The 18,458-nt window shown below is 70.7% G+C and carries 13 protein-coding genes, 1 tRNA gene and 1 pseudogene; 6 read left to right on the forward strand and 9 right to left on the reverse strand.

From position 1 onward, the window contains the following. A pseudogene (locus ACFXG1_RS23060) lies at positions 1-108 on the forward strand (methionine ABC transporter ATP-binding protein); the annotation flags it as partial. 22 nt (positions 109-130) lie between these two features. On the opposite strand, the gene ACFXG1_RS23065 reads toward ACFXG1_RS23060, so the two are convergent. After that, positions 131-430: a hypothetical protein gene (locus ACFXG1_RS23065; protein ID WP_384744347.1), complete on the reverse strand. Its 300-nt coding sequence runs from the start codon at positions 428-430 to the stop codon at positions 131-133. Between the two features lie 389 nt (positions 431-819). Between ACFXG1_RS23065 and pepN the strand changes: the two genes are divergently transcribed. The 4 genes from pepN to pyk all read left to right on the forward strand — a co-directional run bounded on the left by pepN (position 820) and on the right by pyk (position 7,640). Then, the gene (pepN, locus tag ACFXG1_RS23070; protein ID WP_384744349.1) at positions 820-3,381 is read left to right on the forward strand and encodes an aminopeptidase N; all 2,562 of its coding nucleotides are present in this window, start codon (positions 820-822) and stop codon (positions 3,379-3,381) included. 289 nt (positions 3,382-3,670) lie between these two features. After that, entirely contained in the window at positions 3,671-5,101 is a 1,431-nt protein-coding gene (locus ACFXG1_RS23075; RefSeq protein WP_384708884.1) for a lysine N(6)-hydroxylase/L-ornithine N(5)-oxygenase family protein, read from the forward strand. A gap of 220 nt (positions 5,102-5,321) precedes the next feature. Further along, the gene (locus tag ACFXG1_RS23080) at positions 5,322-6,026 is read left to right on the forward strand and encodes an SIMPL domain-containing protein (RefSeq protein ID WP_384708881.1); all 705 of its coding nucleotides are present in this window, start codon (positions 5,322-5,324) and stop codon (positions 6,024-6,026) included. Between the two features lie 180 nt (positions 6,027-6,206). Beyond that, on the forward strand, positions 6,207-7,640 hold the full coding sequence (gene pyk / locus ACFXG1_RS23085; protein WP_384708878.1) for a pyruvate kinase: 1,434 nt from the start codon (positions 6,207-6,209) through the stop codon (positions 7,638-7,640). Positions 7,641-7,741: 101 nt separating this feature from the next. On the opposite strand, the gene ACFXG1_RS23090 is transcribed toward pyk, so the two are convergent. Next, positions 7,742-7,814 (reverse strand) — tRNA-Leu (locus tag ACFXG1_RS23090). A 99-nt stretch (positions 7,815-7,913) separates the two neighbouring features. Between ACFXG1_RS23090 and ACFXG1_RS23095 the strand changes: the two genes are divergently transcribed. Next, the gene (locus ACFXG1_RS23095) at positions 7,914-8,570 is read left to right on the forward strand and encodes an ANTAR domain-containing response regulator (RefSeq protein ID WP_384708875.1); all 657 of its coding nucleotides are present in this window, start codon (positions 7,914-7,916) and stop codon (positions 8,568-8,570) included. A gap of 117 nt (positions 8,571-8,687) precedes the next feature. Here ACFXG1_RS23095 and ACFXG1_RS23100 read toward each other — a convergent pair whose 3' ends face one another. The 7 genes from ACFXG1_RS23100 to ACFXG1_RS23130 all read right to left on the reverse strand — a co-directional run bounded on the left by ACFXG1_RS23100 (position 8,688) and on the right by ACFXG1_RS23130 (position 18,244). Then, positions 8,688-9,404, reverse strand: coding sequence for an ABC transporter ATP-binding protein (locus ACFXG1_RS23100; RefSeq protein ID WP_384708872.1), 717 nt, complete (start codon positions 9,402-9,404; stop codon positions 8,688-8,690). After that, the gene (locus tag ACFXG1_RS23105; protein ID WP_384708869.1) at positions 9,401-10,339 is read right to left on the reverse strand and encodes an ABC transporter ATP-binding protein; all 939 of its coding nucleotides are present in this window, start codon (positions 10,337-10,339) and stop codon (positions 9,401-9,403) included. The genes ACFXG1_RS23100 and ACFXG1_RS23105 overlap by 4 nt, the downstream gene beginning before the upstream one ends. Positions 10,340-10,344: 5 nt before the next feature. After that, complete coding sequence (locus ACFXG1_RS23110; RefSeq protein ID WP_384744353.1) at positions 10,345-12,081, reverse strand: branched-chain amino acid ABC transporter permease; 1,737 nt, start codon at positions 12,079-12,081, stop codon at positions 10,345-10,347. Positions 12,082-12,086: 5 nt separating this feature from the next. Continuing rightward, on the reverse strand, positions 12,087-13,019 hold the full coding sequence (locus ACFXG1_RS23115) for a branched-chain amino acid ABC transporter permease (RefSeq protein WP_384708863.1): 933 nt from the start codon (positions 13,017-13,019) through the stop codon (positions 12,087-12,089). Between the two features lie 101 nt (positions 13,020-13,120). Then, positions 13,121-14,362, reverse strand: a complete 1,242-nt coding sequence (locus tag ACFXG1_RS23120) for a branched-chain amino acid ABC transporter substrate-binding protein (RefSeq protein WP_384708860.1) — start codon at positions 14,360-14,362, stop codon at positions 13,121-13,123. Positions 14,363-15,339: 977 nt separating this feature from the next. Next, the gene (locus tag ACFXG1_RS23125; protein WP_384708857.1) at positions 15,340-15,801 is read right to left on the reverse strand and encodes a hotdog fold thioesterase; all 462 of its coding nucleotides are present in this window, start codon (positions 15,799-15,801) and stop codon (positions 15,340-15,342) included. Positions 15,802-15,967: 166 nt separating this feature from the next. Beyond that, a complete protein-coding gene (locus ACFXG1_RS23130; protein ID WP_384744356.1) occupies positions 15,968-18,244 on the reverse strand; it encodes an FdhF/YdeP family oxidoreductase in 2,277 nt (758 codons plus the stop codon). Positions 18,245-18,458 lie beyond the last annotated feature (214 nt).

Here is an 18,458-nt window from a genome sequence, read left to right on the forward strand (position 1 = left end):
AGGGACGCCAAGAAGAAGGCGATCGAGCTGATGGACCGGGTGAAGATCCCGGCCGCGGCGGCGCGCGTCGACGACTACCCCGCGCACGGCGGAGAACAAGGCGTCCGGGGGAGCGGGTCGGCCGGCGGGCCTAGTAAATGTTGACGAAGCCCCACCAGCGCCCGTTGTAGCTCTGGCAGTAGCCGCTGGTCGCCGGGGTGACCGCGATGTTCCGCTCGACCCCCGCCTGGCACTGGGCCAGCGTCGTGTACGGCGACAGACAGCGGTAACCCGGCGACGCCGGGGGCTCACCGCCCGGACAGGACAGGATTCCCACATCGGGTACCGGCGCCGGCGCCTGCGCGGGCGCGGCCTGAGCCGGGGAGACCAGTACGCCGAAGGCGAGCACGGCACCGACTCCCGCACCCGCGAGCAGTTTGCGAACAGCCATGATGCTTTCTCCTTCTCGGAAAGGAAAGAAAAAAGGGGTAATCTGCGGCCATGAAAAGCGGGGAATGCCTCTTCTTCCCCCCGGCCTTTCGTGACCGGCGAAGACCTACCCGAGGCTTCTGAACATCAGTCTTATCCCCGCTTATCGCGACGCCGGCCACCATTACCGCGGGATAAGCCCGGGGATATGTTTGGCCCCCGTCCGGCGGCCGGGTTCCCGAGGCGCCGCCGCCGGTCGCACGGCCCGGCGCACCCCCGTCCCCCGTACCGCCCCCGGTCGCACGGTGCCGCGCCGACGGGCGCACCGCGGACGGCGCCGCGGGCCCCGTGCGCTCAGAGCGGAACCCCCACCCCGTGTGCGAACCGGCCCCCATCAGGCAGCATGGCTCCATGCCCGTACTGACGCGTGACGAAGCACAGAATCGAGCCCGGCTCCTCGACGTCCACCACTACACGATCGGTCTCGACCTGACCGCACGTGCCGCCGCGACCGGCACGGGGCAGTCGCCGGGAGCGGACGGCGGTGGCACCACCGACGAGGAGATCTTCGGATCGCGGACCGTCATACGGTTCACCGCCCGGGCCGACGGGGACACCTTCGTCGAGCTGAAGCCCGCCGTCCTGCGCTCGATCACCCTCGACGGCCGGTCCCTGGACCCGGCCGCGCTCGACGACAACCGGTACCCGCTGGCCGGGCTGACCGCCGGCGAGCACGAGCTGATCGTCGAGACGGACATGCGCTACTCCCGCACGGGCGAGGGCATGCACCGCTTCACCGACCCCAGCGACGGTGAGACGTACGTCTACACCCAGCTCTTCCTCGACGACGTCCAGCGCGTCTTCGCCGCCTTCGACCAGCCCGACCTCAAGGCGGTTTTCGAGGTCACCGTCGTCGCGCCGGAGCGCTGGACGGTCCTCGGCAACGGGATCGCCACCCACCGGGGCGACGGTGTCTGGACCTGCGCGCCCACCCCGCCGCTCGCCACCTACTTCGTCGCCGTCGCGGCCGGTCCCTGGCACTCCGTCCGTACCGAGCACGCGGGCCTCCCCTTCGGGCTGCACTGCCGCCGGTCCCTCGCCGAGCACCTCGACGCCGACACGGACGAGCTGTTCGAGATCACCCGTCAGTGCTTCGACCGGTACCACGAGAAGTTCGAGGAGCCGTACCCCTTCGACTCGTACGACCAGGCGTTCGTCCCCGAGTTCAACGCGGGCGCCATGGAGAACCCCGGACTGGTCACCTTCCGCGACGAGTTCGTCTACCGCTCCGCCGTCACCGACACCGAACGGCAGACCCGGGCCATGGTCGTCGCCCACGAGATGGCCCATATGTGGTTCGGCGACCTGGTCACCCTCACCTGGTGGGACGACATCTGGCTGAACGAGTCCTTCGCCGAGTACATGGGCTACCAGACCCTCACCGAGGCCACCCGCTTCACCGACACCTGGACCGACTTCGCGGCCAACCGCAAGCGCTGGGGTTACGACGCCGACCAGCGGCCCACCACCCACCCCGTGGCACCCGCCCCCGGCGCCGTCCCCGACACCGCGTCCGCGCTGCTCAATTTCGACGGCATCTCCTACGCCAAGGGCGCCTCGGCCCTGCGCCAGCTGGTGGCCTGGATGGGCGAGAAGGACTTCCTCGCCGGGATCAACATCCATTTCTCCCGCCACCGGTTCGGCAACGCCACCCTCGCCGACTTCATCGACTCCCTCGCCCGCGCCACCGACCGCGACGTCCACGCCTGGGCCGAGGCCTGGCTCGGCACCAGCGGCGTCGACACCCTGCGGCCGGCCGTCACCGACGAGGCCGGCAGCTGGACGCTCACCGTCGACCGCGACGGCGGCCGACCGCACCGCGTCGCCGTCGGCGCGTACGACACCGACCCCGTCGACCCCACCCGGCTCGTACCGCGGGGCCGCTTCGACATCGACGTACCGGCCGACGGCACCCCGGCCGAGCCCCGGCCCGGCCGGCGCCCGGCCCTGGTCGTCCTCAACGAGAACGACACCACCTACGCCAAGATCCGCTTCGACCGGGTCTCCTGGGAGACGGTCCGCGGCGCCCTGTCCTGTCTGCCCGAACCGCTGACCCGCGCCGTCGTGTGGAACGCGGCCCGCGACATGGTCCGCGACGGCGAGCTGGCACCCGCCGACTATCTGGAGACCGCGCGCACCCATCTGCCGCGCGAGAGCGATCTCGCGGTCGTCCAGAGCGTCCTCGTCTTCTGCCGGGTCCAGATCGCCGACCGGCTGCTGTCCGCGGCGGAGCGGCCCGCCGCGCTCGCCACGATCCGGGCCGTGTGCCGGGACATCCTCCGCAGGACCGAGGACGGCAGCGACAGCGGACTGCGTCTGATCGCGGTCCGCCAGATCATCGACGCCACCTCCCAGCCCGAGACGATCAAGGAGTGGCTCTCCGACGGCGCCGTCACCGGCGGCCCCGAACTCGACCCCGAACTCCGGTGGCGGATCCTGCACCGGCTGGCCGTCCTCGGCGCGGTCGGCGAGGACGAGATCGCCGCGGAACTGGTCGCCGACCCCAGCGCCACCGGCCGCGAAGGCGCGGCCCGCTGCCGGGCCGCCCTGCCGTCGCCCGAGGCCAAGGCCGCGGCCTGGGACCTCCTCTTCGGCTCCGACACCCTGTCGAACTACCTGTTCACCGCGGTCGCCCAGGGGTTCTGGCACCCGGAACAGGACGAGCTGGTACGGGAGTACGTGCCGCGCTTCTTCCACGACGTGGTGGCACTCGCCGCCCGCCGCGGCCCCGCGATCGCCGCCGCGGCGGGCCAGGACGCGTTCCCGGCGTACGCGGTCTCCCCCGAGACGCTCGCCCTCGGCCGGACGACCCTGGAGGACCCGGACCTGACCCCGTCCCTCCGCCGCCGCCTCGCCGACCAACTGGACGACCTCCACCGCGCCCTGACCCACCACCCCCGAGAGACCCGATAGCCCCGCAACTCCCCCCGCGCCCCGGAGTTCCAGGGGCGCGGGGAACTGCCCGACGAGCCACAACGCGCGCGCACCCGGCACACCACCGCCACCCCTCTGGCGCTCCCCGAACCCCTCTTCGGCACCCCACCCGTGAGGACAACCACACCGCCTTCCCGTCGTTGAACACCACGGCACCCCGCCAAGGGGACCGGCGCCCCCGCCCGGGGGACCGCTCCGGGGAACCGCCCGGACCCCGGACCCCGCCGGAGGCGAACCCGCCCCCGCCCGTGGAAGGCACACACCCACCATGACCGGCACCCCACCATCCGCCGACCACGACCGCGACCACCCCTTCGACCTCGTCGGAATCGGCGTCGGCCCGGCCAATCTCTCCCTCGCCGCCCTCGCCCACGGCGTCCCCGGCGGTCTGCGGACCGCCTTCTACGAGCAGCGCCACCACTTCGGCACCCCCACCGCCCCGCCCGCCGTCCCTCTCACCGACGGCGCCACCCGCCGGGTGCCCTTCCTCGCCGATCTGGTCAGCCTCGCCGACCCGGCGAGCCCGTGGAGCTTTCTGCGCTATCTCCACGCCCACGACCGCCTGTTCCCCTTCTGCGTGGCCGGAACGTTCCATATCGACCGCGCCGAGTACGACACCTACTGCCGCTGGGTCGCCGGGAACCTGCCCGGACTCCACTTCGGCCACCAGGTCGACGCGGTCCGCTGGAACCCCGAACGCGCGCTCTTCGAGGTCGACTTCACCCGGCTCGACGACAACGGCGACGCCGCCGCCCTCGGCCGTGCCCACACCCGTGCCGTCGCCGTCGGGATCGGTACCGAACCCCATGTGCCCGAGCCGCTGCGCCCGCTCGCCGACGCGCCCGCCGTCCCCGTCCTGCACTCCGCCGACTACCTCCGCCATCGCGACACCCTCCTCGCCGCGGAACACATCACCGTCGTCGGCTCCGGCCAGTCCGGCGCCGAGGTCTTCCTCGATCTGCTGCGGGCCCGCCCCGAAGGGCGCGAACGGCTCCACTGGATCGGCAGGACGGAGTCGTTCGCGCCGGCGGAGCACTCCAGGCTCGGTCTCGAACACCTCACCCCCGACCACGCCCGCTACCTCCACGCCCTCCCGCCGGAGGCCCGCGACGCCCTGGTGTCCCGTCAGCGCCGGCTCCACCGGGGCATCGACCCGGCCACCGTCGACGCCGTCCACGCCGAGCTGTACCGCCGCACCCTGAACGGCGGCGGGCCGGACGCCGTGCTCGTCCCCGGCGTCCGGGTCCGCACCGCGGGCCGTGTCGCCACCACCCGCGTCGAACTCCACCTCGAACACGTCCGCCAGGGCACCCGTTCCCGGCTCACCACCGACGCCGTCGTCCTCGCCACCGGCTACCGCGAACGCCCCGTCGGCCGGGTGCTCGCCGGTCTCGACCCGTATCTGCGCCGCGACCCCGAAGGACGGCCCAGGACCGACGAGTCCTACCGGCTGACGCTCGACCCCTCGGTGACCGGCGCGGTCTACGTGCAGGGCGGCGGGACCCGCACCCACGACATCGGCGCCCCCGGCCCCTGGCTCACGGCCTGGCGCGGCGCGACCGTCCTCAACGCCCTCACCGGCCGCGAGCCGTACCCGCTGCCGCGCCGTACCGCCTTCACCACCTTCGGCCTGGAACGGCCCGAGCCGCCCCACGTCCCCGGACAGGGCCGGCGACTGACCCCCCTGGCCCAGACCTGAGCGTCCGGGGCACCACCCGAGGGCCCACGGCACCACGGCGTACGGCGCCGGATCCGGCGCACCCGCGCCGTCACCCCGTACGGGATGGCAGAGTTGGCGTACACCGACCGCGCCCGCCGACCCCGACCCTGCGCCGTCCCCGACCCTGCGCCGTCCCCAACGCCCCGCCGCGCGCCCCGAGCGCGTCGCGCGCCGCGCCGCCCCGAAGGAGTCCGAGGCCATGACCGACGCGTCCCCCGCCCCGTTCCCGCCCCACGGCACCCCCGACGCGCCCCGGATCGCGGTCCGCGGCGAGGCCGTGCTGGAGGTCGATCCCGAGATCGCCCGGATCACCGTCGTCGTCCGGGCCCGCGGTACCGACCGGCGCGCGGCGCTGGAGGATCTGACCCGGCGCAACCAGGCCGCCCTCGACCTGGTCAAGTCCTACGGCGACGCGGTCGAGAAGCTGGAGACCGGGCTCTTCTCGATCACCCCCGAGCTGTCCCGGCGCGGCCGGGGAGAACAGGTGCGCGCCTACCACGGACAGGTCAACCTCGAAGCCGAGTTCTCCGACTTCACGGCCCTCGGCGAGCTGACCACCCGCCTCGCCGATCTGGACCTGACCTCCGTCGGCGGCCCCTGGTGGGCGCTGCGGCCCGCATCGCCCGCCTACGGCGAGGCCCGCCGCCGCGCGGTGCGGGAGGCGGTCAAACGGGCCCGGGAGTACGCGGAGGCGCTCGGCGCCAGGCCCGTCGCGCTGGTGGAGCTGTCCGACACGGGGGCGGACGCCGTCGAACCGTACGGCATGCCGCTCGCCGGCGCCCGGATGGGCGGGGGGTACGAGATGGCCGCCGACGCCGCCCCCGCACTGGATCTCGAACCCCGCCGCCAGACCGTCCGGGCACAGGTGAACGCCCGCTTCGTGATCACGCCGCCGGAGCTGTGAACGGCCCCGTGACGCCGCCCTCGAAACCCGCCCCCGAACCCGTCCCCGCACCCCGCCCGACCGCTCATCGGAGCAGCCGCTCGCACACTTCGCCGGTTGTCAACAGCCTTTCACGCAATGATTGTTGGGGAGTCATCCGGACGACAGGTGCTACCGATCGGTACGGCATAGGCTCGCCCCATGCGCCGAGCAAAGATCGTTTGTACCCTGGGCCCAGCCACCGACTCCTACGACCAGATCAAGGCGCTGGTCGAGGCCGGAATGGACGTGGCCCGCCTCAACCTCAGCCACGGCTCCTACGCCGAGCACGAGGAGCGTTACCACCGCGTTCGCAAGGCGTCCGACGAGACGGGACGCAGTGTCGGGATCCTCGTCGACCTCCAGGGACCGAAGATCCGGCTCGGCCGGTTCCGGGAGGGGCCCGTTCTGCTCGAACGCGGTGACGTCTTCACCATCACGGTCGAGGAGACGGCGGGCGACCGCCATCTCTGCGGCACCACTTACAGCGGGCTCGCCGCCGATGTCACCCCGGGGGAGCGCATCCTCGTCGACGACGGAAAGGTCGCCCTGGAGGTCACTTCGGTCGAAGGACCCCGGGTGTGCACCACCGTCGTCGAGGGCGGCATGGTCTCCGACAACAAGGGGCTGAACCTTCCCGGCGTCGCCGTCTCCGTGCCCGCGCTCTCCGAGAAGGACGTCGAGGACCTGCGCTGGGCGCTGCGTACCGGCGCCGATGTGATCGCCCTGTCCTTCGTCCGCGGCGGCGGGGACATCGAGGACGTCCACCGGATCATGGACGAGGAGGGCCGCCGCCTTCCGGTGATCGCCAAGATCGAGAAGCCGCAGGCGGTCGAGAACATCGAGGAGATCGTCGCCGCCTTCGACGGCATCATGGTGGCCCGGGGCGACCTCGGTGTGGAGATGCCGCTGGAGCAGGTCCCGATCGTCCAGAAGCGGGCGATCAAGCTGGCGAAGCGGAACGCCAAACCGGTCATCGTCGCCACCCAGATGCTGGACTCGATGATCGACAACTCCCGGCCCACCCGGGCCGAGGCGTCCGACGTGGCCAACGCCGTCATCGACGGCACCGACGCGGTGATGCTCTCGGGCGAGACCAGCGTCGGCAAGTACGCGGTGGAGACGGTCCGGACGATGAGCCGGATCGTCGCGGCGGCCGAGGAGGACGTCCTGGCCACCGGGCTGCCGCCGCTGACCGAGCGGAACAAGCCCCGTACCCAGGGCGGCGCGGTGGCCCGCGCGGCGGCCGAGATGGGCGACTTCCTCGGTGCCGAGTTCCTGGTCGCCTTCACCCAGTCCGGGGACACGGTGCGACGGCTCTCCCGCTATCGCTCCCCGATCCCGCTGCTGGCCTTCACGCCCGACCCGGCCACCCGCTCCCAGCTCACCCTCACCTGGGGGGTGGAGACCTTCCTCGGGCCCCGGGTGGAGTCGACCGACGCGATGGTGGCCCAGGTGGACGAGGAGCTGCTGAGGATCGGCCGCTGCCGGTCCGGGGACACCGTGGTGATCACCGCGGGCTCCCCGCCCGGAGTGTCCGGTTCGACCAATCTGGTCCGGGTCCATCACATCGGTGATGCCGTCAGCTCGTCCTGATCCCGCGGCGATCGGCGGGGTGCCGTACGACTCTCCGTACGACGCACTGAGGCCCCTCCGGGGAGGGGCCTCAGGTCGTGACCTTGGAATAGAAGGTAAAGTACCCCGGGTGGGATTCGAACCCACGCTGGATGGTGTTTGAGACCACTGCCTCTACCGCTGGGCTACCGGGGCTTCCTTGGAAACAAAGGACGGGCGCCACCCTTTGTGCCCCAACCATACAGGAGCTGGGTAGTCTCATGGGGAGCACCCTGCCTTGGAATGAGGAGTCCCGTGACCGCCCCCGACCAGCCGACACCCGCCCCCGACGACGACACCTCGCACATCCCGCCGCAGACGACCCGTGTGGTGATCGCTGAGGACGAGGCCCTCATCCGGCTCGACCTCAAGGAGATGCTGCAGGAGGAGGGTTACACCGTCGTCGGTGAGGCCGGGGACGGCCAGAAGGCCGTGGAACTCGCCCGTGAACACCGCCCGGACCTCGTCATCCTCGATGTGAAGATGCCCGTGCTCGACGGCATCTCCGCCGCCGAGAAGATCGCCGGGGAGTCCATCGCGCCCGTCCTGATGCTGACCGCCTTCTCCCAGCGCGATCTGGTCGAACGGGCCCGGGACGCCGGAGCGATGGCCTATCTCGTCAAGCCGTTCAGCAAGAGCGACGTGGTGCCCGCCATCGAGATGGCGGTCTCCCGGTTCGCCGAGCTGAAGGCGCTGGAGAAGGAGGTCGCCGACCTCTCCCAGCGTCTGGAGACCCGTAAGCTCGTCGACCGCGCCAAGAGCGTGCTCCAGACCGAGTACGGCCTCACCGAGCCCGCCGCCTTCCGCTGGATCCAGAAGACCTCCATGGACCGGCGGCTGTCGATGCAGCAGGTCGCCGAGGCCGTCATCGCGGACTCCGCCGAGAAGAAGGCGGCGAAGGGCGGCCAGTAGCCGACGCCGTACGAGCCCTCTGTACGGCCTTCTATACGGCCCTCGATACGAGCCCTGATACGTCCGGGGGCCCGCGTCCCTCACGGGAGGCGGGCCCCTGGGCCGTATCGCGGTCGCTCAGTCCTCGCCGAGGTACGCCTTGCGGACGGACTCGTCGTGGAGCAGCTCCTCGCCCGAGCCCGACAGCACCACCTTGCCGACCTCCATCACATGGCCGTGGTCGGCCAGCGACAGCGCCGCCTGGGCGTTCTGCTCGACCAGCAGGATCGTGGTGCCCTGCGACCGCAGCTCCGTGATCGTCGACATGATCTTCTGCATCATGATCGGCGACAGACCCATGGACGGCTCGTCCAGCATCAGCAGCTTCGGCCGGGACATCAGCGCCCGGCCCATGGCCAGCATCTGCTGCTCGCCGCCGGAGAGGGTGCCCGCGGCCTGCTTGCTCCGCTCCCGCAGGATCGGGAACAGCTCGTAGGCCCGCTCGATGTCCTGGGCGATCCCCGCCTTGTCCGACCGGAGAAACGCCCCGAGCTGGAGGTTCTCGGCGATCGAGAGACGCGGGAAGATATGCCGGCCCTCGGGGGAGTGGGCCAGCCCCAGCGCCACGATCTTATGGGCCGGGATGCCCGACAGCGGCTTGCCGTCGAAGACGATCCGCCCCCCGGCCGGCTTCAGCAGCCCGGACAGGGTCCGCAGGGTCGTCGTCTTGCCCGCGCCGTTGGTCCCGATGAGGGTGACGACCTGACCGGCCTCCACACTGAAGGAGATGCCCTTCACGGCCTCGATCTTGCCGTAGGCGACACGGAGGTCCTCGACCTCGAGCAGTGCGGTCACGGGGTGCCCCCTTCCGGGCCGGTGGTGCCGGTGGTGCCCTTGGTGCCGGAGTCCGGAGTGTCGACGACGGCCTCCGCCGCCTCCTCGGCGGCTTCCACCTCCGCCACCTCCTCGGCACCGGGAGCGCCCTCGAACGGCGTCCCCAGATACGCGGCGACCACCCGTTCGTCGCCCTGGACGACCTCGGGCGAGCCCTCCACGAGCTTCTCGCCCTGCACCAGACAGGCCACCCGGTCGCAGAGGTTGAAGATGAACCGCATGTCGTGCTCGATCACCAGGACCGCGATGCCCTGGTCCCTGATGGCGAAGATCAGGTCCTCGGCGGCCCTGGTCTCCTGCGGGTTCATCCCCGCCGTCGGCTCGTCGAGCAGCAGCAGCCCCGGATCGCTCGCCAGCGCGCGGGCGATCTCCAGCTTGCGCTGCTCGCCGTAGGGCAGGTTGCGCGCCAGATGGTCCGCCTTGGCGTCCAGACCGGTGAACGCGAGCAGCTCCATGGCCCGGCTACGGGACTCGGCCTCCGCCTTCTTGAAGCCGGGGCCGCGCAGCAGCGCCGACCACAGCCCCTCCTTGGTCCTGGTGTGCCGTCCGACGAGGACGTTCTCCAGGACCGTCATATTGGAGAAGAGCCGGATGTTCTGGAACGTCCGGGCGACTCCGGCCTGGGTGACCAGATGCGGTTTGGGCGGCAGTACGGTGCCCTTGTAGCTGACCCGACCCTCCGTGGGGATGTACAGCCCGGTCAGACAGTTGAAGAACGTGGTCTTCCCGGCGCCGTTGGGGCCGATCAGCCCGACGATCTCGCCGGAGTTGACCGTGAGGTCCACGGAGCGTACGGCCGTCAGACCGCCGAAGCGCATCGTCACGCCGCTGGCGTCCAGGACCGTCGTCGCCCCGGCCGGCGCGTCGTTCGGCGTGTCGGTTGTCGTGGTCGTCATATCGGTCACGCCCCCGCCTTGGTGAGGCCGACGCCGGGACCGGAGAGGCCCTTGTCGGACGGGTCGGACGCGTCGCCCTCGTGGTACTCCAGCTGGGCCCGTCGATTGGCGATCAGGCCCTCCGGGCGGAAGCGCATCAGCAGGATCAGCGCGATGCCGAAGCCGAGGAGCTGGTAGTCGGCGAGGAAGTCGAGCTTCGCCGGGATCATATAGAGCAGGGCGGCGCCGAGCAGCGGACCGCTGACCGTCCCCATACCGCCGAGGATGACCGCGGCCAGCAGGAACGCCGAGTTCGGCGGTACGGGACCGGCGAACTGGTACATCTCCGGGACGACGGTGTGCTGGACATGGGCCTGGACCGTACCGGCGAGACCGGCGAGGAAGGCACCGAGGGCGAAGGCGATCAGCTTCACCCGGAAGCCGTTGATGCCCATCGCGGTGGCCGCGGTCTCGTCCTCGCGGATCGCGACCCAGGCACGGCCGATCCGGGAGTCCTCGGACCGCTTGAAGACCGTCACCACGATCGCGGTGACCACCAGCATCAGCAGGTAGTAGTTGGCGTAGCTGCCCAGCTCGAAGCCGAGGACCGTATGCGGCTCGCCGAAGTTGAACCCGAAGAACTCCAGATCGGGGATGTTCGGCACACCGTTGGGGCCGTTGGTGATGTCGGGGCCCGAGTCGCCGTCGAGGTTGAGCATCGCGATCCGGAAGATCTCGCCGAAGCCCAGGGTCACGATGGCGAGGTAGTCGCCGCGCAGCCGCAGGGTCGGGGCGCCGATGATGACACCGAAGATCAACGAGACCACGCCACCGGTGATGACGGCGGCCCAGAACGGGAACTGGACGTCGAACGCGGAGGCCGTGGAGCCGGAGACCAGGGCCGCGGTGTACGCGCCGACGCCGAGGAAGGCGACGTAACCGAGGTCGAGCAGACCGGCGAGACCGACGACGATGTTCAGACCCAGCGCCACGGTCGCGAAGATCAGGATGTTGACCGCGATCAGGGTGTAGGTGTCGGCTTCCTGGGTGAACGGGAACGCCGCGGCGGCGGCGAACGCCGCGATGACGGTGATCTGCCGGTAGCGGGCGGTCAGGCCCGAGAGCCGGGCGAGCAGCCCCGCCTTGTTCAGCCCGGCCATCGCGAAGCCGACCAGGACCAGATAGCCCACGAACAGCTCGGCGTACTCGGTGTCGATGCCGTACGTGATCACGTAGAGACCGAGGCCGAAGACCGCGACGATGATCAGGATCTCCGCCCAGGACGGCAGCGGCCGGGGGCGGACCGCCGGCCGGGTGTCGTCGGGGAGCGCGAAGGCGGCCAGCGGCACGGCGGCGGCGACCAACGCCACGAACGCGCCGGGCTCCAGATGGACCAGGCCGTCCAGCTTCACGGCGATGGCGACGACGGTGTAGCCGGTGACGCCGAGCGCGCCGAGGGCGAGCATCCGCAGGGCACGGGTGGACCCGGCCGGGATCAGCCAGCCGAGGCCCTTCACGCCGAGGGACGCCAGGGCGAACAGGACGACCAGCGCGCCCGCGATCAGGCTGAGGATCTGGAGGCCGCCGGGGTAGCCGTAGACCGTGAGATCGCCCGGGAACTCGTCGGTGTAGGTCCAGGCGAGGAAGGTGCCGACGACGGTGGCCAGACCACCGGCGGCCGTCACCATCCGGAGCGTACGGGTACGGGACTCGGTGTCCACGGGCGTGGCGGAGCCGGTGGTGGGAGTGGTTTCTGTGGTCATCGCTCTCACGCCCGATCCGCGACGCGCTCGCCGAGCAGCCCCTGGGGCCGGACGAGGAGCACAAGGATGAGAAGGACGAAGGCCCAGACATTGGCCCAGGCACCGCCGCCCAACTGCTGCATGCCGGGGATCTCGGCGACGTACGCGATCGACAGCGACTCGGCCACGCCGAGCACGACACCGCCGACCATGGCGCCGTAGATATTGCCGATACCGCCGAGCACGGCCGCGGTGAAGGCCTTCAGTCCGAGGATGAAGCCCATCTCGAACTGGATCTGGCCCTTGTCGAGACCGTAGGCGACCGCCGCGATCGCGGCGAAGCCGGCGCCGATGGCGAAGGCCATCACGATGATGCGGTCGGTGTTGATCCCCATCAGCTTGGCCGTGTCCGGGTCCTGCGCGGTGGCCTGCATGGCCCGGCCGCTACGGCTCTTGGAGACGAACATCCCGAGCGCGAGCATGCACAGCGGGGCCAGGACCAGCACGAAGGCGTCCGCCCGCTGAAGGTGCAGATGCTCGGTGATCTGGAACGAGTCGCCGGGGAACTCGGGGAAGCTCCGGGCCTTCTTGGCGTCCGGGTACCAGGCCCAGACGATCTGCTGGAGGGCGATGGACAGGCCGATCGCGGTGATCAGCGGGGCCAGCCTGGGGGCACCTCGGAGAGGCCGATAGGCGAACCGTTCCGCCGCGGTCGCGACCGCGACCGCCGTGAGGGCTCCGCCGATGATCATGACGGGGATCGCGACGATCAGCGAACTCCCGTCGGGGAGGATCAGATAGGCGGTGAGGGCGCCGAAGCCCCCGATCATAAAGATCTCGCCGTGGGCGAAATTGATGAGCTGGACGATGCCGTAGACCATGGTGTACCCGATGGCTATGAGGCCGTAGAGGGCACCGAGGGCAAGGCCGTTCGCCAGCTGTTGCGGCAGTTCGTTCACCGCAGAGCCTCCGATGAGCGTGTCGGATATGACTCCGCGCGAGGGTGCTGTGGCACCCTCGCGCGGCTGGGGTCAGATGCTGCGGGGTCTGGCGGTGAGGCTCAGTCCTCGAAGGTCGCGTTCTTGATGGACTTCCACGCGCCCTTCTCGACGGTGTAGACCGTGAGCTGCTTGTTCGTGGTGTCGCCGAACTCGTCGAAGGAGACCTTGCCGGTCACACCTTCGAAGGAGACCTTGCTCAGGGCCTCGGTGACCTTGGCGCGGGCGTCGCTCGGGACCTTGCCGCCGTTCCCGTCGACGACCGCCTTCACGGCCTGGATGATGGCCCAGGCAGCGTCGTAGGAGTAGCCGCCGTAAGCCGCGTACGGGTCCTTGTAGCCACCCGCCTTGTAGTCCTCGATGAACTTCTTCGCGGTCGGCAGCATCTCGACCGGGTAGCCGACGGAGGTCGCCAGGTCACCGTCGTTCGACTGACCGGACGCCTTGATGAAGGCGGGGTCGTAGAGCGCGTCGCCGCCCATGGTGGGGATGTTGGCCCCGGCCTTCTTGATCTGGTCGGCGAGCAGACCGCCCTCGGGGTACTGGCCGCCGAAGAAGACCGAGTCGGCGCCGGACGCCTTGATCTTGTCGGCGGTGGGGGAGAAGTCGGTCTCCTTGACCGTCACCTTGTCGGTGCCCGCCACGGTGCCGCCGAGCTTCTTGAACTCGTCGGCGAAGATGGACGCGAGACCGGCGCCGTAGGTCTGCTTGTCGTCGACGACGAAGACCTTCTTCTTCTTGGCCTCGTTGAAGAGGTATTGCGCCGCGAACTTGCCCTGGATCACATCCGTGGTGGCGGTGCGGAAATACGTCTTGAAGGGCCGCTTCTTCTCGCCCGAACCCCACTTGTCGCCCTGCGACAGCGCCGGGTTGGTGTTGGCGGGCGAGATCTGCGCCAGGTCAGCCTTGGCGAAGTCGCCCTGCATCGACTGGGCGACACCCGAGTTCAGCGGGCCGACGACACCGAGGACGTTCTTGTTGGACACCAGCTTGATGGCGTTCTGCTGACCCGAGGCGGGCAGCGCCTGGTCGTCGTAGGCCTCGACCTTGAACTCGACGCCGGGGACGACGTTCTCCTTGTTCGCGGTCTTGGCCGCGAGGTCCACCGAGTTCTTGATGCCCTGGCCGAGCGCGGAGAGCGAACCGGTCAGCGGTGCGTCGATGCCGATGACCACGGTGGTTTTGTCACCGCCGCTGCTGTTGCTGTTGTCCTTCTTGTCATCGTCGCGCGATCCGCAGGCGGTGAGGGTGAGCGCTCCCGTGGTGACCACGGCGGTAAGTATGAGCAAGGAACGGTTTCGCACGATCTGTCCTTTCCCTGGCACGACACCTCCCCCTAGAGGTGTCGTTCGTCGCCGGGCCGTTCCGCAATGCGTGGTGTTGATATGCGCCCGGCGGCGCGGTGACTGGCGGTGACTCTAGGCGGAGGTGGTTGGACACGGCACTAGGGAAGTCAGGATGTGACGCTCTTGTTATCGAGGTCGGATATCGGTGCACCCGAATGAGGGCACATCGGGGCGTCCTTCCCCGCCTTCCGGCTGCTCACATGGTGAGAACGCCCTGTTCCGCTCAGGCCCTTGAGGCGATCTTGCTCCTGTCGGGACCCCTATCACGTTCCACGGGAACCGCCGACCACGGGGCGAGGGGAAACAGGGCGGAAGGGCTGCTTCCGCCACCTCTCGATGATTACTCTGTGTAAGAATTCGATCGGGGCGGGATATCTTATATGGCATATGCATTCATCTCCCCGCTACGGATGGCGGGGAACGGCCGGGCGATGTACGGGTGTTCGGGCGGGGGTTCGACGCGAGGGGCGAAGCCCGGCCGGAGGGTGGGGTATTGACCCGCGTAGACGCATCGCGACTGGTGAGATGTCCATGCCGCCACCGGCCCCCACCTGCCCGGCCCCGCGCGACGCCCTCCGAACGCCCGTACGATCCCCGGTGGGTTGCCCGCCCCCCGGGGATCGTCGGTGACCGCGGTGTGACACCTGTGTTTCACCCACCGGAAGCGCCCCTCCGCCCCCTCACCCCCGAAGATCACACAGAGTGCGTACCCGGCCACGACACCCCGCCCGGCTGATCCGCCCCCGCCGCCCGGCCGGGACTGGGCGATCAACCACTCACTGTGGCGCGCCCGACAACGATGCTGCTCGGGGCGGCCGACTCTCTCCGGCGACGGGAAGGCCGGCCGCCTAGGGGCGCGAGGAACTGCGCGACCAGCCACGGACGACGCGCGGTCGGCAACGCAACCGGACCTCATCCCCCGGGCCCCGCCGGGGCTACGCGGCCCCGACCTCCCGCAAAAGGCACGTCAGCCGTGCCGTGCACACCCGCTTCTCCTGCTCGTCCGTGATCACGATCTCGTACGTCGCCGTGGTCCGCCCCCGGTGCACCGGCGTCGCGACCCCGGTGACCAGGCCGGACCGTACGCCCCTGTGGTGCGTGCAGTTGAGGTCCACCCCCACCGCCATCTTGCCGCTGCGGCCGTGCAGCATCGCGCCCACCGACCCCAGGGTCTCCGCCAGTACCGCCGAAGCGCCGCCGTGCAGCAGCCCGTACGGCTGGGTGTTGCCCTCGACCGGCATCGTGCCGACGATCCGCTCGGCCGACGCCTCCAGGATCCGTACGCCCATCCGATCGCCCAGGTGCCCCGCCGAGAAGAGCGCGGGGAGGTCCACCCCCAGCGCCGCGTACTCGTCGACGATGTCCTGCGTGAACTTCACGGTGTGCTGCTCGCCCATGGGGCCGGCTCCGATCTCGGTCGTTCCAGTGCGTTGTTGCGTGCTTGCTGCACCGTCATATCAGATGCCTGAGCGCACGCTTAGGCTGCCGACAGTGCCGTGGCGCACACTCGCACCCCCGGCCCGCACCCCCGGCCCGCAACCCGCCCGCGCCGCGCGGCGCCCGTCAGTCGCACCGCTCCAACCGCACCACCACCGACTTGCTGGCGGGCGTGTTGCTGGTGTCCGCCGTCGAGTCCAGCGGCACCAGCACATTGGTCTCGGGGTAGTACGCCGCGGCGCACCCCCGCGCGGTCGGGTAGTGCACCACACGGAATCCCGGCGCGCGTCGCTCCACCCCGTCCTTCCACTCGCCCACCAGATCCGCGTACGACCCGTCCGGCAACCCCAGTTCGCGGGCGTCCTCCGGATGCACCAGCACCACACGGCGGCCGCCCCGCACCCCCCGGTAACGGTCGTCGAGGCCGTACACCGTCGTGTTGTACTGGTCGTGCGAGCGCAGCGTCTGGAGCAGCAGCCGCCCCCGCGGCACCCGGGGGTACTCCACCGGCGCCGCCGTGAAGTTCGCCCGGCCCGTCGCGGTGGGGAACCGCCGCTCGTCCCTCGGCGCGTGCGGCAGGACGAAACCGCTCGGCCGCGCCGCCTTCTCGTTGAAGTCCTCGAAACCGGGCACGACCCGCGCGATCCGGTCCCGGACCGCCCCGTAGTCCCGTTCGAACTCCTCCCACGGGGTGCGCGACCCGTCGCCCAGGACCGCGCGGGCCAGCCGCGCCACGATCGCCGGCTCGGACAGCAGCGCCGGGCTCGCGGGCGGCAGATTGCCGCGCGACGCGTGCACCATCCCCATCGAGTCCTCGACGGTCACGAACTGGCGCCCGCCCGCCTGGACGTCCCGGTCGGTACGCCCCAGCGTCGGCAGGATCAGTGCCCGGCGGCCGGTCACCACATGGGACCGGTTCAGCTTCGTCGACACCTGTACCGTCAACCGGGCCCGGCGCATCGCGTCCTCGGTCACGGCCGTGTCCGGCGAGGCGGCCACGAAATTGCCGCCCATGGCGAAGAACACCTTCGCGTCGCCGTCGCGCAGCGCCCGGATCGCCCGGACCACGTCGTACCCGTGCCGACGCGGCGGCGCGAAGCCGAACTCCTTCTCCAGCGCGTCCAGGAACGCGGGCGCGGGCCGCTCGAAGATGCCCATCGTCCGGTCGCCCTGCACATTGGAGTGGCCCCGGACCGGGCAGACCCCGGCGCCCGGACGGCCCACGGCCCCGCGCAGCAGCAGCAGATTGACCACCTCGCGGATCGTCGCCACCGCGTGCTTGTGCTGGGTCAGTCCCATCGCCCAGCACACCACGGTCCGCTCCGACGCCAGCAGCATCGCGGCCGCCCGCTCGATCTCCGCCCGCTCGAGACCGGTGGCCGCCAGGGTCTCGTCCCACTCCGCCGCCCGCGCCACCGCCGCGAACTCCTCGAAGCCATGGGTGTGGGTGCGGACGAACTCCTCGTCCACGCCCCCGTCGGCTTCGAGGACCAGTCGGTTCCACATCCGGAACAGCGCCTGGTCCCCGCCGATCCGGATCTGGAGGAACAGATCGGCCAGCGCCGTGCCGCGCAGCAGTCCGCGCGCCGTCTGCGGATTCCGGAACCGTTCGAGGCCGGCCTCCGGCAGCGGGTTCACCGAGATGATCCGCGCCCCGGCGGCCTTCGCCTTCTCCAGGGCGCTCAGCATCCGGGGGTGGTTGGTGCCGGGATTCTGCCCGGCGACCACGATCAGATCGGCCCGGTGGAGATCCTCCAGGGACACACTGCCCTTGCCGACGCCGAGCGTCTCCGTCAGCGCCGAGCCCGACGACTCGTGGCACATATTCGAGCAGTCCGGCAGATTGTTCGTCCCGAACTCCCGCACGAACAGCTGGAACAGGAACGCCGCCTCGTTGCTCGTCCGCCCCGAGGTGTAGAACACCGCCTCGTCGGGCGAGTCCAGCGCGCGCAACTCCTCGGCCACGATCGCGAACGCCCGCTCCCAGCTCACCGGCTCGTAACGGTCGCCGCCCTCCGGCAGATACACGGGCTCCGTGATCCGGCCCTGCTGCCCCAGCCAGTAACCGCTGCGGCCGGCCAGGTCGGACAGCGGATGGGCGGCGAAGAACTCCGGTGTCACCCGGCGCAGCGTCGCCTCCTCGGCGACCGCCTTCGCCCCGTTCTCGCAGAACTCCGCGAGATGCCGCTTCTCGGCGTCCTCGGGCCAGGCGCAGCCCGGGCAGTCGAAGCCGTCCTTCTGGTTGACCTTGAGGAGCGTCCGTACGGAACGGGCCACGCCCATCTGCTCCCGGGCCACCTTGAGGGTGTGCGCGACGGCCGGGAACCCGGCGGCCGTGCGCCCGGGCGGGCCGACCTCCGGGGCGTCCTGCGCCGGGTCGTCCGCGGGCGGTCTCGTGGCCATCGTGCTCCCCTTTCGCCGGGACCGGACGGCACCGGACAACCGGTCCGCACCCGGCCCGCCGCGCCGACGGGCTGTGACGTACGCCATCCTGCCACGCCCCACCGACACCGCCGCCGCGCGCGCCGGCCGGCCCACGGGCACGCCCAGGGCCGCGCCGGGGCGACCCGATGGGCTCCCGGGCGTCACCGCCGGGGATCCGTGCGCGGCCCTTCTT

The sequence above is a fragment of the Streptomyces sp. NPDC059248 genome, assembly GCF_042753905.1.
In the GTDB taxonomy this organism is placed as follows: Bacteria; Actinomycetota; Actinomycetes; order Streptomycetales; family Streptomycetaceae; genus Streptomyces.